Genomic DNA, 16423 nt, shown 5'->3' on the forward strand with positions numbered 1-16423 from the left:
TTGTCAAAAAGCTCACCCGCGCACCGCCTTCCAGGCGGGGGCCAGCACGAAGGTGACCAACGGGATCAGCACGAAGCCCAGCAGCAGCCCGCCCACCCCGGCCAGCCCGGCCCCGGCGATCCATTCCACAACCCCGTGCCAGCTCTCCGGCGCCTTTGCCGCCGCCACCACCGCCGCGTCATGCACCCAATGCTCCGGGTCATGCCAGCCCATCACCGCCAGCGAATGAATGATGATCTGCCCGCCGACCCAAAGCATCGCCGCCGTGCCCACGATCATCAGAAACTTCAGAAACCACGGCATCCCCACCACGATCCCGCGCCCCAGCGCCCGCGTCAGCCCAAGCCGGCCCCGGTCGGCCATGTGCAGCCCCACGTCATCGGCCTTCACGATCACCGCCACGCTGCCATATACGGCGGCGGTGATCATCACCCCCGCCAGCCCCAGCGCCGCACCCTGAAACCAGATGCCCGCATCCGGATCTAGGTTCGACAGGATGATCGTCATGATCTCGGCCGACAGGATGAAATCGGTCTTGATCGCGCCCTGAATCTTCTGCTCCTCCAGGTGCGCCTTGTCCCCCTCGATGTGTATGTCCACATGGTGCGAGCTGGGGTGGATCAGATGCCATATCTTCTCCGCCCCCTCAAAGCACAGGTAGGCCCCACCCACCATCAGCAGCGGATAGATCATCCAGGGCGCAAAGGCCTGAAGCAGCAGCGCAGCGGGCAGCAGGATCACCAGCTTGTTGAAGATCGAGCCCCGCGCGATCCGCCAGACAATCGGCAGCTCCCGCTTCGGCTCGAACCCCTGCACATATTTCGGCGTCACCGCCGCGTCGTCGATCACCGCGCCCGCCGCCTTGGCGCTCGCCTTCGCCGCCTGGCTGGCGATGTCGTCCACCGAGGCCGCCGCCAGCTTTGCAATCGCCGCCACGTCGTCCAGAAGTGCCAGAAGTCCGCTCATGCCCGTTCCCTATGTTCACTCCCCCAACCTAGGGATTCGGCCCGCAGAGGCAAGCCGGGGCCCGCCCCCGGCGCCGTTTGCGTTAACTGCTACCGCTAACAGGCGATGTTTACGCTAACACGCTGATTTCCCGCACTTTCCGCCCCCCGCATCCCTATGTTACCCGCTCTCCAACGGGCCAGTGCAGGAGCAGGAAGATGACAGTCACCATCGGGATCAACGGATTTGGCCGCATCGGGCGCTGCACATTGGCCCATATCGCCGAGAGCGCGCGCAACGATGTGCAGGTCGTGAAGATCAACGCGCCCGGCGATATCGAGACCCACGCCCACCTGCTGCGCTACGATAGCGTGCATGGCCGCTTCCCCGGCGAAGTGCGCGTCAAGGACAAGGCCATCGACCTCGGCCGCGGCCCGATCGACGTGATGAGCAGCTACGACCCCGAAACCCTCGACTGGGGCGGCTGCGACGTGGTGCTCGAATGCACCGGCAAGTTCAACGACGGCGGCAAGGCGGCCATCCACCTCGAGCGCGGCGCCGGCAAGGTGCTCATCTCCGCCCCCGCCTCCAACGTCGAGCGCACCGTGGTCTACGGCGTCAACCACCGCGCCCTCACCGCCGACACCCGCATGGTCTCCAACGGCTCCTGCACCACCAACTGCCTCGCCCCGCTGGCCAAGGTGCTCAACGACACCGTCGGCATCGAGCGCGGCATCATGACCACGATCCACAGCTACACCGGCGACCAGCCCACGCTCGACCGCCGCCACCCCGATCTCTACCGCGCCCGCGCCGCCGCCATGGCGATGATCCCCACCTCCACCGGCGCCGCCAAGGCCCTTGGCGAGGTGCTGCCCGAACTCTCCGGCAAGCTCGACGGCACCGCCATGCGCGTGCCCACCCCCAATGTCTCGGCGGTCGATCTCACCTTCGAAGCCGGCTGCGACGTGACCCGCGACACCATCAACGAGGTGGTGGCCGAGGCCTGCGCCGGGCACATGGGCTGCGTCATGTCCTACGACCCCGAGCCCAAGGTCTCGGTCGATTTCAACCACACCCCCCAAAGCTCCATCTTCGCCCCCGACCAGACCAAGGTCGTGGGCCGCATGGTCCGCGTGCTGGCCTGGTATGACAACGAATGGGGCTTTTCCGCCCGCATGGCCGATGTCGCAGGCCACATGGGCCGCCTCAACTGACGCCCCAAACCCCGCGCGGCGCGGCGCACTGCGGTGCCCGCCCTGCGCCAAACCCACGCCTTCCAGCCGCCACGGTTGCCCGCTAAGAAGGGCCCATGACCAACCGGCTCGCCATCATCCTCTTCATCATCGCGATCCTCGCCCTCGTGGCGGACGCGACCCTGAACGAGAGCGCGGCCACCCTCTTCATGCTGAAGAAATTCTCCGACCTGACCGAGTGGCTCGCCTTCTGGCGCTGACCGCCCCCGCCACGGCGCGCCACCCCGCACCCCAAACAGCAAAGGGCCGCCCCAAGGGACGGCCCTTCTGTCACATGGTGTGACGGCTAGTCGTTAGCCCTCAAAGGCGCTCTTCACGGCCGACTCGATCTCGGCGGGGGAGTCACCATTGTTGAAGGCCTGTGCCAGCGACGCCACTTCCTGGTCGTCGAGGGTCGAGACGTCGTAGTCCCAGCCACGCACGTCAAGCTTGGCCTGAAGGATCTCGCGCATGTTGTTCACGTCGAGGTTCAGGTCGATGTCGGCTTCGGCCAGCTCGGCGTAGTATTCGGCGCGGGTGCCTTCGATCACTTCACTGATGGCACCGGACTTCTGCGAGGCAGAGGTGCTGGAGTCGGCGGTGATCATGTAGATCTGCACGACCTGGTCATCGGTGAGGGTTTCGATCTCAACTTCCGGGGCGTACTCGGTCAGCTGGGCTTTCACACTGTCACGCAGTTGCTCGGGCGCCATGGCAAAAGCCGAGGTGGCGGAAATGGCAACAGCGGCTACGGTCATCATCAGGCGTTTCATATCAGAATTACTCCTTCGTCTTCTCTCTCCCCGGCCCTATCGGCAGGGTCGGTGGCTCGCGGGGCCGTCATTGGCCTGCCGCTGCACCGTCATTGCCTCTACAACACGCTGTCGGCCCGGATCGTTCCAAAAAACTTTCCGCAATCGCTCCGAGGCGCCGCCGGGCCCCCGCCCTCTCACCGCGCCTACCCCCCGCCCCATGTCACCCGACTCTCGCGCTTTGAGCGCCGGTGTGTATGCTGACATCCATAAGCGGAATGGCCCCGCCTCGACTTGACATGCGCCCCGCAATCGCAATGTTAGCGTTAACACCCAACCAGGAGGTTCCCATGGCCGTCAAAGTCGCCATCAACGGATTTGGCCGCATCGGCCGCAACGTGCTTCGCGCCATCATCGAGTCGGGCCGCACCGACATCGAGGTGATCGCCATCAACGATCTCGGCCCGGTCGAGACCAACGCCCACCTGATCCGCTTCGACAGCGTGCATGGCCGCTTCCCCGGCGAGGTCACCGTGTCGGGCTCCACCATCGACGTCGGCCGCGGCCCCATCGAGGTCACCGCCATCCGCAACCCCGCCGACCTGCCCTGGAAGGATGTCGACGTGGTGCTCGAATGCACCGGCATCTTCACCTCCAAGGAAGCCTGCGCCGCGCATCTCGAAAACGGCTCCTCCCGCGTTCTCATCTCAGCACCGGGCAAGGACGCCGACAACACCATCGTCTACGGCGTCAACCACGACACGCTGACGAAAGACCATATCGTCGTTTCCAACGCCTCCTGCACCACCAACTGCCTCGCGCCGGTGGCCAAGGTGCTCAATGACAGCATCGGCATCGCCAAGGGCTTCATGACCACGATCCACAGCTACACCGGCGACCAGCCCACGCTGGACACCATGCACAAGGACCTCTACCGCGCCCGCGCGGCGGCCATGTCGATGATCCCCACCTCCACCGGCGCCGCCAAGGCCGTCGGCCTCGTGCTGCCCGAGCTGAACGGCAAGCTCGACGGCGTGGCCATCCGCGTGCCCACCCCCAATGTCTCGGTCGTGGACCTCACCTTCGAGGCCGCCCGCGAAACCACCGTCGAAGAGATCAACGAGGCGATGAAAGCCGCCGCCGCAGGCCCGCTCAAGGGCATCCTCGGCGTGACCGACCAGCCCAACGTGTCGATCGACTTCAACCACGACCCGCACAGCTCCACCTTCGCCCTCGACCAGACCAAGGTGATGGAGGGCACCATGTGCCGCATCCTCTCCTGGTACGACAACGAATGGGGCTTCTCCAACCGCATGTCCGATACCGCGGTGGCCATGGGCAAGCTCATCTGACACCACGCCGCATTGCAGAACCAGGGGGCTGCCGTTACATCAACGGTAGCCCCTCTGCTTTGCTGACCGCCCGTAGGGTGGGTGCCAACCCACCACTCCAACCCGGCCGCCATGCTCTCCTTCACCCAACTCCTGCAAGAATTCATCACCCTCTGGGTCGTCATCGACCCGATCGGCACCGTGCCCGTCTTCCTCGCCGTCACCGCCGGGATGACCGTGCGCGCCCGCCGCAAGGTGGCGCTGAAGGCGGTGGCCGTGGCGGCGCTGGTGCTGCTGGCCTTCATGCTGGCCGGACAGGTGATCCTCGAGGCGCTGGGGCTCGGCCTGCCCTCCTTCCAGATCGCGGGCGGGCTGGTGCTGTTTCTCTTCGCGCTCACCATGATCTTCGGGCCGGGCAAGCCCGAGGCCGAGATCGCCGAGGCTGAAGAGAGCACCACCCAAACCGCCATCCACCCGGTCGCCATCCCCTCCATCGCCAGCCCCGGCGCCATGCTCGCCGTGGTGGTGCTGACCGACAATGACCGCTTCTCCATGGTTCACCAGGCCCAGACCGCGGTTCTGCTGCTGCTGATCCTCGGCGTGACCCTCGGCTTCCTCTACCTCGCCTCGCCGATCCTCAAGCTGATCGGCCCGGCGGGCGCCTCGATCATCTCCCGCGTCATGGGCATGATCCTCGCCGCCGTGGCGGTCGATGCCGTGCTGCGCGGCTTCGTCGAGATCGGAGCCCTCGCCCCCTTCTGAGCGCGCCGGGGCGCGCGCCCCCCGAAGCCATGCATTCCACACAACCCCGTTAGCGCAAACTGTCAATTGTGCTGCGGCGCAGCATGCCTATTTGATGGGGGTGAGAGGAGACATGACAGTTCTGAAAGGACCACAGCAATGACCATCTACACCGCCCTGAGCAACGCCGTCGCCAAACGCCTCGCCTACCTGCGCACCCGCGCCGAACTGGTCGCCATGCCCCGGCAAACCGCGATCGATCTCGGCCTCTTCCCCGAAGACGCCACCAAAACCGCCCGCCTCGCCGTCTACGGCTGAGGCCCGCGCCCCCTCCCAACCCATCCGGCTGTCATCCTCGGGCTCGCCCCGAGGATCTCCCGCCACAAACCCCAACGTTCGCCTCGAGCCGCAACCGTCATCCTCGGGCTAGACCCGAGGATCTCCCGCCACACCCCTCACCGTCATCCGCGAGCCGCAACCGTCATCCTCGGGCCCGCCCCGAGGATCTCCCGCCACGCGCCCCACCGCCATCCGCGAGCCGCAACCGTCATCCTCGGGCCCGCCCCGAGGGTCTCCCGCCACAAACCCCACCTTCATCCTCGGGCCTGACCCGAGGATCTCTCGGCTGCCAGCAGATCCTCGGGTCAAGCCCGAGGATGACCTCCACCAGTCGGCCAGCCCAGCCGCTCACAATCGCGTCACCGCACGCTGCGGTAACACCCGCCAATCATGTCATTTGATGTCTGCACAGCTTGTGTACGGGATGTGCACGGCTTGTGCCTGTGATCTCAAAACCACTTAACGCCGCCGCGCACGCCCCGTTAAACGCGCCTCAGGCGGCCGGCATCCGCTTTTCCACGATCTCGGCCCACCAGCTGCAACCCGCTGGAATCGCTTCATCATTGAAGTTGTATTCCGGGTGATGCACCGCCGCGGTGTCGCCATTGCCAACAAGGATGTAAGCCCCCGGACGCTCCTCCAGCATGAAGGCAAAATCCTCGCCCCCCATCACCAGCGGCGCATCCGCGCAATCCCCCGAAACCGACCGCGCCACCTCGGCGGCAAACTCGGTCTGCTCCTCGGAATTGACCATCACCGGGTAGCCCCGCATGTAGTTCACCTTGGCCTTGGCTCCGAACATCTCGGCGCATTTCTCGGCGATCGCCGGAAGCCGCTCCTCCACCAGCGCCCGAGTGTCGGCACTCAGCGTGCGCACCGTGCCCTTCAGCTCCACCCGCTGCGGGATCACGTTGAAGGCCTTGCTCGAGGTCTCGAAGCTGGTGACAGACACCACCGCCTCCTTGGTCGGGTCGGAGTTGCGGCTCACGATGGTCTGCAGCGCCAGCACCGTGTGCGAGGCCACCACCGTGCTGTCCACGGTCTCCTGCGGCTTGGCCGCGTGGCCGCCTTTTCCTTCGATTTCAATGACAAACTGGTCCGTCGCCGCAAAGAACGGCCCCGGGCGGATGGCAAATTGCCCGGTCGGAACGCCGGGCCAGTTGTGCATCCCGTAGACCTCCTGGATGCCCCAGCGCTCCATCATCCCGTCTTCGCACATCTCCCGGCCACCGCCGCCGCCCTCTTCGGCGGGCTGGAAGATCACCACCACCGTGCCGTCGAAATTGCGGGTCTCCGCCAGGTATTTCGCCGCGCCCAGCAGCATCGCCGTGTGCCCGTCATGGCCGCAGGCATGCATCGCGCCATCGGTCTTGGAGGCATAGTCGAGGCCCGTCTGCTCGTGGATCGGCAGCGCGTCCATGTCGGCCCTGAGCCCGATCACCTTGCCCGAGCCATTCGCCTTGCCCTTGATCACCGCCACCACGCCGGTCCGCCCGATCCCCTCGGTAACCTCATCGCAACCGAAATCCCGTAGCTTGTCGGCCACCACCTTCGAGGTCCGGTGAGTCTCGAACAGGATTTCCGGATGCATATGAAAGTCCCGTCGCCATTCGGCGATCTCGGGCTGCATCTCGGAGAGGCGATTCTTGATGGGCACGTCTGGTTACTCCTTGAGGTGGTCGAGAAGGCGCTCCATGAAGCGGCGGCCTTCGTCAAACTGTGCGATGGTCATATATTCGTCTGCCTTATGGGCCTGCGCAATGTCTCCCGGCCCGCAAATCACGGTGGAGTAACGGGCATTCTGAAATTGCCCGGCCTCCGAGGCAAAGCTCACCACCCCGCCCGGCGCATTGTCGCCGGTGAGGCGGCGCACCAGCGGCTCGGCATGGGCCTCGGGGCCGGTTTCCGGGGCAAGCCCGGGCACGTCGAACAGCTCATGCAGGGTAAAGCCGGTCTCGGGGTGCGTCTGCTGCATCCCGGCCTCGATCTCGGCCACCCTGGCCTCCAGCCGCGCCCGCCAATCCGCTGTAGCTTCGCCCGGCATCACCCTGAAATCAAACAGAAGTTCGCAATGCTCCGCGGTGATGTTATGCACCTCGCCGCCCTTGATCCGGCCCACGTGCAACGTGGTGCAGGGCGGGTTGAACACCGCCTCCTCGGCACTTGGCTTGCGCGCGAATTGCGCCGCGTTCACCTCGTTGGCCCAGCCGATCAGCCGCGCCGCCTCCATGATCGAGCTCACCCCCTCGTGCATCATCGACGAGTGCACCGGAAAGCCCTTCACCTCGATCCGAAAGCCAAGGTTCCCCTTGTGCCCGGTCACCGGCTTCAGCATCGAAGGTTCGCCCACCACCACCGCCTCGGCACGCGGCAATCCACTGGCCTGCAACGCCTCGATCATCGGCGGCGCGCCAAAGCAGCCAACCTCTTCGTCGTAGCTGAGGCCAATCTGCAATGGGCGCGACACCCCCCGCTCGGCGGCCTGCCCCATCGCCCAGAGCGCCAGCGCGTCAAACCCCTTCATATCCGCCACGCCCCGGCCATAGAGCCGCCCGTCGCGCTCCTCCACGGCCCATGGGTCACTGGCCCAGTTCTGCCCCTCCACCGGCACCACGTCGGTATGCCCCGACAGCAGCACACCCCCCGGTGCATCCGGCCCCACAGAGGCAAACAGCGCCGCCTTCTGCCCGGTCGCATCGGGCACCCGCGTCGCCGCAATGCCCCGCTCCGCCAGCCAGCCCTCCACCCAGTCGATCAGGTCGAGGTTGGAGGCCGAGGAGACGGTCGGAAAGGAAACGAGCTTGTCGAGGATGTCGCGCGGGGTCACGGGAGGATGAGAGCCTTCTGATCGGCCCGGACACCGGGCCTTGTTCAAAGGGTGGTGCGCAGCCGCGCAGAGGTCAAGGCCCCCTGCCCATTCGGCAGGCACTTGCTCAATTGCGTCGCAGGGTCATGCGACGATTCCATTGCGCCACGAAAGTTTCATGTTACCGTCATCGTCAGGGGATGGCGCGACCGCGGAGGCGGTGGCGTGAAAACACCCATAAACGCAAGGTTGGACAGGGAGAGCGCATGGCCCGCAAAGGCACCTGCTCTGCTCAGGGAAACAAGTGCATGACCGGGCCGTCACATGGCTTACCGGCACCGTTCCCACCCGTCCGGCGTTTCCCAACGACCAAAAAAGCAGCCCCGCAGAGGGCGCGAGGCGTCGAGCACCCAACAAGGAGAACCTCATGAAACTCAGAACAGCTCTTCTCGGAGCGGTCGCGACCTGTGCATTGGCCCCCATGGCCTTTGCCGAAGCCCACGAGGGCGAGCGCGGCCGTGACGGCAATGTCGGTATCATCTACTGGCAGGCCCCCTCCATCCTGAACCCCTACCTCTCGGGCGGCACCAAGGACATCGAAAGCGCCAGCCTCGTGCTCGAGCCGCTGGCCCGCTACGACGAGACCGGCACCCTCGTGCCCTGGCTGGTCGATGAGATCCCCACCGTCGAAAACGGCGGCGTGAGCGAAGATCTCACCACCATCACCTGGAAGATCAGCCCCGGCATTACCTGGTCCGATGGCACGCCCTTCACCTCGGCGGATGCAAAGTTCACCTACGAGTACTGCACCCACCCCGAAGGCGGCTGCGCCCAGCTCACCAAGTTCGGCGGCGTCACCTCGGTCGAAACCCCGGACGAGATGACCGTGGTGGTGACCTTCGACAAGCCCACCCCCTTCCCCTACGGCCCCTTCGTGGGCGGTGAAAGCCCGGTGCTCCAGGCCGCGCAGTTTGCCGACTGCCTCGGCGCCAAGGCGCCCGAATGCACCGATGCCAACTTCAACCCGATCGGCACCGGCGGCTTCAAGGTTGTGGAGTTCAAGCCGAACGACGTGATCACCTTCGAGGCCAATGACAACTACCGCGAAGAGGGCAAGCCCGCCTTCGCCTCCATCACCTTCAAGGGCGGCGGCGATGCCACGGCGGCTGGCCGTGCGGTCATGGAAACCGGCGAATTCGACTACGCCTGGAACCTCCAGCTCGCCCCCGACGTGATCGCCGAGATGGAAGCCGCAGGCAAAGGCACGCCCGTTGCCGGCTTCGGCCCGCTGCTCGAGCGGATCATGATCAATCAGACCAACCCCGACCCGGCCCTCGGCCCGGACGAGCGTTCGGTCATCAAACCCCACCCTTACCTCTCCGATCTTAACGTGGTGAAGGCGATGTCGATGGCCATCGACCGTCCGCTCCTCGTCGAAGTCGGCTACGGTCAGGCCGGCAAGGTGACCTGCAACTGGGTGCCCGCCCCGCCGGCGGTGGTCTCCGAGAAGTTCACCTGCGACACGCAGGACATCGAAGGCGCCAAGGCGCTGCTCGAAGAGAACGGCTGGGTCGACAGCAACGGCGACGGCATCCGCGAGAAGGACGGTGTCGAGCTGAAGATGCTCTACGCCACCTCCACCAACGCCGTGCGTCAGGACTTCCAGGCGCTGATCAAGGACTGGTGGGAGCAGATCGGCTTCGAAGTTGAACTGAAGAACGCCGACAGCTCGGTCTTCTTCGGCGGTGATCCGGGCTCGCCCGACACCTTCCAGAAGTTCTACGCCGACGTTGAAATGTACGCCAACACCTTCAACGGCACCGACCCGCAGACCTACCTCGGCAACGCGCTCTGCGACCACGCGCCCTCTCCCGCCACCCAGTGGCAGGGCGAGAACATCTCGCGCTGGTGCTCCGAGGAGTATGACGCGCTTCACGCCAAGCTGGCCGAAACCGCAGATGCGGCCGAGCGGGCTGAAATTGCCAAGCAACTCAATGACATGGTCATCGAGGGCGGCGCGATGATCCCGCTGGTGCACCGTGGCCGTCTCTCGGCCCACGCCAACAGCCTCGGCGGCGTCAAGCTGAACGTCTGGGACAGCGAAATCTGGAACGCTGCCGACTGGTATCGGATCAAGACCAACTGATCCGGCGCAACTGAAACAGGGCCGCGCGGCATGCGCCCGCGCGGCCCCCTCTCCTTCTCGGGCTCCCCTGCATGATTACCTTCATCATCCGACGGCTGATCCTCGCGGTCCCCACGCTCCTCTTCATCTCGCTGGTGCTCTTCCTGCTGCTCGATCTCGCCCCCGGCGATCCGATGGCGCAGATGCCGCTCACCATCCCCGACGAGGTGAAACAGAAGATGCGCGAGGCGCTTGGCGTCGGTGAACCGGTTCACATCCGCTACCTCAAATGGCTCTACCAGTTCTTCGTGGTCGAGCCCGGCTATTTTCTCGACTGGCTCTTCGGCACCAACATGATGGACGGCACCCAGCGCGTCGTCTCCTGGCAGTTCCGCTCGCCGGTCTTCGACATCATCGTGCAGCGCCTGCCCCAGACCCTCTGGGTGGTGGCTCTGGCCTATGCGGTGGGTGTCATCATCGCCATCCCGATCGGCATCATCTCGGCCTACCGCCAGTATTCGGCCTTCGATCAGGTCGGCACGCTGGTCTCGATGATCGGCTTTTCCGTGCCGCCGTTCTTTTCCGGCGTGGTGGTCATCGTGATCTTCTCGGTCAAGCTCGAATGGCTGCCCTCGATCTACGACACCACCCATGTCGTCAACGACTGGGCCTCGATGAAGGTGCAGCTCAAGCAGATGATCATGCCGGTCATGGTGCTGGCCCTGCAAACCACGGCCCAGATCAGCCGCTACATGCGCTCGGCCATGCTCGACAACCTCAACCAGGATTACGTCCGCACCGCGCGCGCCAAGGGCCTAGGCGAATGGTCGGTGGTCATGGTCCACGTGCTGCGCAACTCGATGATCCCGGTCGTCACCGTCATCGCGCTCGGCATCCCCTCGATCTTCGGCGGGGCCATCATCACCGAGCAGATCTTCAAGGTGAACGGCATCGGCCAGCTCCTGATCACCGCGATCTATGCCAACGACATTCCCATGGTGCAGACCATCACCTTCATCTTCGCCGTGCTGATCGTGCTCTTCAACCTGATCGCAGACGTGCTCTACGGCGTGCTCGACCCGAGGATCCGCTATGACTGACCCGGCATCCCCCATCGAGGCAGAAATCATCACCGAGGCCCAGCCCCGCGGCAAGGAACAGTCGCAATGGGCCGATGTCTGGCGCCAGTTCCGCAGCCACAAGGGCGCGATGATGGGGGCCTTCGTGCTGCTCTTCATCACCTTCGGCGTGATCTTCGGGCCCTGGCTCTGGGATATCGAGCCCACCAAGCTCGACATCCGCAACAAGAACTGGCGGCCGGTCTACATGCCGCTGTTCTCCTGCTCCTGGACCAGCCTGTGCATCCCGCCCGAGGCGCTCGAAGGCATGAAATACGGCTGGGCCCATCCGCTCGGCACCGACAACCTCGGCCGCGACATCCTCTCGACGCTGATCCACGGCGGGCGGGTGTCGATCTCGGTCGGCTGGGTGGCGATGGTGCTGGCCATGCTGATCGGCACCGCCATCGGCGTGGCCTCGGGCTACATCAAGTGGCTCGACGGTCTGCTTATGCGCTTCACCGACCTCGTGCTCGCCCTGCCCCTGCTGCCGCTGCTGCTGGTCATCATGCTGCTGTTCCGCGATGCGCTGCGCGCTGCCTTCGGGCCGGAGATGGGCATCTTCATCCTGATCGTCTGCGTCATCGGCGCAACCTCCTGGATGCAGACCGCCCGGATCGTGCGGGCCGATATCCTGGCGCTGAAGGAACGCGAGTTCATCCTCGCCGCCCGCTCCATCGGCACCCCGCCGCTGAAGATGGTCACCCGCCACCTTCTGCCCAACGTGCTCTCCCCCATCATGGTCTCGGCCACGCTGGGGCTGGCCACGGCGATCATCACCGAAAGCGCGATCTCCTTCCTCGGCCTCGGCTTCCCCTCCGACTTCCCGACCTGGGGCAAGCTGCTGTTCGACGCCACCGACCGGATCCAGAACTTCCCCGAACGCGCCCTTTGGCCGGGGCTGATGATCTCGCTGGTGGTGCTCTCGGTCAATTACATCGGAGACGGCCTGCGCGACGCGCTCGACCCGCGCATTCGCGGCCGCTGAGGCGGCGGGCCCTCGGGCCGGCTTGCCACCCCTTGCCATGGGGCGCTAAAGCCTCATGTCCAAGGGCCGTGGGCAAAGGAGAGGCGCCATGTTCGAAAGCTTCGGGTTCGAAGAACTGACTGCACGGCAGGCATCTGTCTGGCTCGGGCTGGGCATCGGGGTGCTGTTCGGCGTGATGGCCCAGATCAGCCGCTTCTGCTTCCGCCGCGCCGTGGCCGGGCCGCTTGACGAGCGCCGCAGCGCCGCCGGGGTCTGGGCCGCCGCGCTGGCGCTTTCGGTGCTGGGCACCCAAGGGGCCGTGGCCATGGGCTGGATCAGCTTCGAGGGCCACCGCTTCTTTGCCCCCGACCTGCCATGGCTCGCCGTCACCCTCGGCGGGCTGGCCTTCGGGGCGGGCATGGTGCTGACGCGGGGCTGCGTCTCGCGGCTGACCGTGCTGGGCGGCACCGGCAACCTGCGCGCCCTCACCGTGCTGCTGGTCTTCGCCGTCACCGCCCATGCCACGCTCAAGGGCATCCTCGCGCCGCTGCGCACCACGCTCGGCAGCGCCACCCTCTCCGTGGGCGAAACCGCCTCGCTCGCCGCCCTGCCCGGCGGCACGTGGCTCTGGACCGGGCTGATCGCCGCCGCCTGCCTCGCCTTCGCCGCCCTCTCCCGCGCCCGCCCGCGCGACCTTGCCCTCGGCGCGCTCATCGGCCTGCTGGCCCCGCTGGCCTGGGTCGGCACCGGCTTTCTGCTCTATGACGACTTCGACCCGATCGCCATGGAGAGCCTCTCCACCACCCTGCCCTCGGCTGACAGCCTGTTCTGGCTGATCGCCTCCTCCTCCATCCCGCCCGGCTTCGGCGCAGGGCTGATGGGGGGCATCCTCGCCGGGGCGCTGCTCGCCGCGCTCACCCGCCGCGAGTTCGCCCTGCAAAGCTTCACCTCACCGCGCCAGACCGGGCGCTACATGGCCGGGGCGGTGCTGATGGGGCTCGGCGGCGTGCTGGCCGGAGGCTGCACCCTAGGTGCCGGGCTGTCGGGCGTCGGCACCCTGTCGCTCGCCGCGCTGCTCGCGCTGGCGGCCATCGCGCTGGGGGCCACCGTCACCGTCCGCCTGCTGGGCGAGGCTAATGCAACCTCTTCCGGATCCGCCGCACCGCAAGCCAGACCAGCGCAATGACCACGGGCGTCAGCCCCGCCGTCAACCAGCCCTTCTCGATGCCTGCGCTCTTGGCGAAGGGCTCCAGCATGTAGGTGCCAAGGCTCACCGCATAGTAGCTGATCGCGACCACCGAGAGCCCTTCCACCGTCTGTTGCAGCCGCAGTTGCAGGTCGGCCCGCTTGTCCATCGACGCCAGCAGCGCCTGGTTCTGCGCCTGCCGCTCCACGTCGACCCTTGTGCGCAGCAGGTCGCTCGCCCGCGCCGAACGCGCCGCCATCGCCTGCAACCGCCCTTCGGTGCTTTTCACCGTGCGCATCGCAGGGTCATAGCGCCGCGTCATGAACTCCTTCAGCGTCTGCCGCCCCAAGAACCGCTGCTCCCGCAGCACCTCGATTCGCTGCCAGACGATCGCCTCATAGGCCTGCGTCGCGCCAAATCGAAAGCTGGCATGGGTCAGCAGCGTCTCGATTTCCACCGCCACCTTCAGCAGTTTCTCCAGCTCCGCCTCCGCCGGGCGCGCGCGCTCGCCGGTCATTGCCGCCATCAGCTCGGACAGCTCGTCATCCAGCTGCGACAGCGGCCCCGAAAGCCGCCGCGCCCGGCCCAGACCGAGCATCGACATCGCCTTGTAGGTCTCGATCTCGGTGAGCCGCTGCACCACCCGCCCCACGCGCTGCGGCCCCACGCCGGGCTTCACGAAGCAGCCAAAGCGCACATGGCCGCGCGGGTCGATCCTGAAATCGGTGCCCACGATCACATCGCCATCCACCACCTCCGACACCGCAATGCTCTCGGCCACCATCCAGGAGTCGAGCTTCTTCGAGGCGGTTTCCGGGCTGTCGGGCATCGGCTCCACCCGCACCAGCGCCGAGGTCACCCGAACACCGGGCGCACGCGCAAGCCAATCTTCAGGGAACATGCCGAAAGTGGCCGCATCAAAAGGGGTGTCCGCCACGCCGGGACCGAAGATCGTGTAAGTCACGAACTCGGTGTGGCTCTCCCATTTGATCTGATGGCGGCCCAGCTGGCCCGAGTAATGGGTGGCATCGGGCTGCGGATGCGGCGCGCCGTGGCGATCGAGCAGGTCGATCAGATGCGCCCGCTCCGCCTCCCGGTCCCGACCCGCCGCGCCCTCGGCGGGCTTCAGCGCCAGATAGGCCGCGCGGCAGGGCACCTCCAGCGCCGGAAACGGCCGCGCATGCAGCTCGTTGGCCAGCTGGTAGCGCAGCGGGTGATCGTTGATCTCAGCCATTCTCGCCCCTCGTTTCCTCCCTGCTAGGCGCTGCGCCCCCTTCTGTAAAGTGAAAGAATGTCGCAATATCAGTCGCTTATCGGCATACCGCGGTGCACCGAATGCGCCATTTGCCGGTTATGAAGGGGCAATCGGAGGGCAATGTCACAAACAGGCACCGCCCGGCCTTTCGACCGGGCGGCATCCGAGGCGGCCATTCAAACGTTCCGTGCAAAGGCTGCTGCCGTGATAACCCGGCCGCACCCCGTCCTCCTCGACACGCTGGAACGCGAGGCCAGCCCGCAACCTCAGGCGGTCAGATCACCACCACGTCCAGCGGCGGGAAGCCGTTGAAGCCGACCGACGAGTAAGAGGAGGTGTAGGCACCGCAGTTGCGGATCACCACCTTGTCGCCCGCCTTCAGGCTCATCGGCAGCGGCATCGGGCGCTTCTCGTAGAGCACGTCGGCGCTGTCGCAGGACGGCCCGGCAAGGATGCAGGGGCCGGTGGCCTCGCCGTCATGCGGGGTCAGCATCTGGTAACGGATCGCCTCGCCCTCGGTCTCGGCCAGGCCGGAGAAGCGGCCAATGTCGAGATAGACCCAGCGGTGAATGTCGTTGTCCGACTTGCGGCTCACCAGCAGCACTTCGGCGGCAATCGCACCGGCCTCGGCCACCATGCCACGGCCCGGCTCCGCCATGATGCGGGCACCCGGGAAACGGGCCTCGACCATCTTACGAACGCCTTCTGCATAGGCCGTGGGGGCGTCGATCTCTTCGCCGTAGAAGGCCGGAAAGCCGCCGCCGATGTTGATGAGAGTCAGCTGATGACCGGCCGCCTGCGCATCGGCCCAGATACCGCCAACATAGTCGAGCACGCCCTGCCACATGCGGGTGCGTTTGGTCTGCGAGCCCACGTGGAACGAGAAGCCCACCGGGTCCAGACCCAGCTCGCGGGCCACGCCCAGCAGCCGCAGCGCGGTTTCACGCGAGCAGCCGAACTTGCGCGACAGCGGCCAGTCGGCCTCGGGGTTGTCGACCAGCAGGCGAATGTAGACCTGCGCACCCGGCGCATGCTCGGCGAGCTTCTCCAGCTCTTCGTCGCTGTCGGCGGCGAAGAGGGTCAGGCCCGCAGCATGGGCAAAGGCAATGTCGGACACGCGCTTGATGGTGTTGCCAAAGCTGATCTGCTCGGGACGGGCCCCCAGCGACAGGCACAGCTCGATCTCGCCGCGCGAGGCGGCATCGAAGTTGGAGCCCTCGTCCAGCAGGCGGGCAATCACCTCGCGGGCCGGGTTGGCCTTGACGGCATAATGAATGGCAGCCCCACCCAGACCGGCCTTCAGCGCATGAAACTGACGGGCCACCGCATCGGTGTCGATCACCAGCGTCGGCTTGTCGAAGTCATTGGCGAGGATGAAAGCCTCGGCGCGGTTGGTTGCAGGCAGGGATACGGGAACGGCCGGCAGGCCGGCGTCAAACATCATCGTCATGGTCATCTCCAATAGACCCGGCCATACATGACCGCTCACTTCCAAGGGAGACGTTACCGTCGCTACGTAAACACAGGCGATGATGTGCCGGCCAGAGGCGCGTGCGTTGGCGTCTATGGCCGCGCATTTGGGGCTTTTCCGGATTCGGATCAAGAGAAATTTCCGTCCCGGGC

Annotated in this window: 15 protein-coding genes; 9 read left to right on the top strand and 6 right to left on the bottom strand. The window is 65.9% G+C overall.

The features are described 5' to 3' along the window. Positions 1–12 precede the first annotated feature (12 nt). A complete protein-coding gene (locus tag GTH22_RS07320) occupies positions 13–966 on the bottom strand; it encodes a DUF808 domain-containing protein (protein ID WP_252944328.1) in 954 nt (317 codons plus the stop codon). A gap of 197 nt (positions 967–1163) precedes the next feature. Here GTH22_RS07320 and gap (GTH22_RS07325) point away from each other — a divergent pair, with 197 nt between their 5' ends. Continuing rightward, positions 1164–2162, top strand: coding sequence for a type I glyceraldehyde-3-phosphate dehydrogenase (gene gap / locus GTH22_RS07325; protein ID WP_252944330.1), 999 nt, complete (start codon positions 1164–1166; stop codon positions 2160–2162). A gap of 95 nt (positions 2163–2257) precedes the next feature. Continuing rightward, on the top strand, positions 2258–2401 hold the full coding sequence (locus GTH22_RS07330; protein WP_252944332.1) for a glyceraldehyde-3-phosphate dehydrogenase: 144 nt from the start codon (positions 2258–2260) through the stop codon (positions 2399–2401). Between the two features lie 93 nt (positions 2402–2494). Here the strand turns inward: GTH22_RS07330 and GTH22_RS07335 are convergent, their stop codons facing one another. Continuing rightward, a complete protein-coding gene (locus GTH22_RS07335; protein WP_252944334.1) occupies positions 2495–2953 on the bottom strand; it encodes a hypothetical protein in 459 nt (152 codons plus the stop codon). 329 nt (positions 2954–3282) lie between these two features. Between GTH22_RS07335 and gap (GTH22_RS07340) the strand changes: the two genes are divergently transcribed. From gap (GTH22_RS07340) to GTH22_RS07350, 3 genes are all read left to right on the top strand, one after another. After that, the gene (gap, locus tag GTH22_RS07340; protein ID WP_252944336.1) at positions 3283–4284 is read left to right on the top strand and encodes a type I glyceraldehyde-3-phosphate dehydrogenase; all 1002 of its coding nucleotides are present in this window, start codon (positions 3283–3285) and stop codon (positions 4282–4284) included. A gap of 111 nt (positions 4285–4395) precedes the next feature. Continuing rightward, positions 4396–5025 carry a MarC family protein gene (locus GTH22_RS07345; protein WP_252947600.1) on the top strand — a complete coding sequence of 210 codons (630 nt, stop codon included), beginning with the start codon at positions 4396–4398 and terminating at the stop codon, positions 5023–5025. 138 nt (positions 5026–5163) lie between these two features. Then, positions 5164–5322 carry a hypothetical protein gene (locus GTH22_RS07350; RefSeq protein WP_252944337.1) on the top strand — a complete coding sequence of 53 codons (159 nt, stop codon included), beginning with the start codon at positions 5164–5166 and terminating at the stop codon, positions 5320–5322. Between the two features lie 514 nt (positions 5323–5836). Here GTH22_RS07350 and GTH22_RS07355 read toward each other — a convergent pair. Together GTH22_RS07355 and argE are read right to left on the bottom strand one after the other, a co-directional pair. Beyond that, complete coding sequence (locus tag GTH22_RS07355; protein WP_252944339.1) at positions 5837–7000, bottom strand: amidohydrolase; 1164 nt, start codon at positions 6998–7000, stop codon at positions 5837–5839. Between the two features lie 6 nt (positions 7001–7006). Next, the gene (gene argE / locus GTH22_RS07360; RefSeq protein WP_252944341.1) at positions 7007–8170 is read right to left on the bottom strand and encodes an acetylornithine deacetylase; all 1164 of its coding nucleotides are present in this window, start codon (positions 8168–8170) and stop codon (positions 7007–7009) included. 406 nt (positions 8171–8576) lie between these two features. Between argE and GTH22_RS07365 the strand changes: the two genes are divergently transcribed. From GTH22_RS07365 to GTH22_RS07380, 4 genes are all read left to right on the top strand, one after another. Continuing rightward, on the top strand, positions 8577–10295 hold the full coding sequence (locus tag GTH22_RS07365) for a peptide ABC transporter substrate-binding protein (RefSeq protein WP_252944343.1): 1719 nt from the start codon (positions 8577–8579) through the stop codon (positions 10293–10295). A gap of 71 nt (positions 10296–10366) precedes the next feature. Further along, complete coding sequence (locus GTH22_RS07370; RefSeq protein ID WP_252944345.1) at positions 10367–11374, top strand: ABC transporter permease; 1008 nt, start codon at positions 10367–10369, stop codon at positions 11372–11374. Continuing rightward, positions 11367–12380: an ABC transporter permease gene (locus GTH22_RS07375; protein WP_252944347.1), complete on the top strand. Its 1014-nt coding sequence runs from the start codon at positions 11367–11369 to the stop codon at positions 12378–12380. The genes GTH22_RS07370 and GTH22_RS07375 overlap by 8 nt, the downstream gene beginning before the upstream one ends. Positions 12381–12468: 88 nt before the next feature. Then, entirely contained in the window at positions 12469–13545 is a 1077-nt protein-coding gene (locus GTH22_RS07380) for a YeeE/YedE thiosulfate transporter family protein (protein ID WP_252944349.1), read from the top strand. Here the strand turns inward: GTH22_RS07380 and GTH22_RS07385 are convergent. Further along, positions 13493–14779 (bottom strand): DUF3422 family protein, encoded by a 1287-nt coding sequence (locus GTH22_RS07385; protein WP_252944351.1) that lies wholly within the window; start codon positions 14777–14779, stop codon positions 13493–13495. The two genes, GTH22_RS07380 and GTH22_RS07385, sit on opposite strands and share 53 nt — an antisense overlap. A gap of 295 nt (positions 14780–15074) precedes the next feature. Continuing rightward, positions 15075–16250, bottom strand: coding sequence for a type III PLP-dependent enzyme (locus tag GTH22_RS07390; RefSeq protein ID WP_252944353.1), 1176 nt, complete (start codon positions 16248–16250; stop codon positions 15075–15077). Positions 16251–16423 lie beyond the last annotated feature (173 nt).

The sequence above is a fragment of the Oceanicola sp. 502str15 genome, assembly GCF_024105635.1.
GTDB lineage: Bacteria > Pseudomonadota > Alphaproteobacteria > Rhodobacterales > Rhodobacteraceae > Vannielia.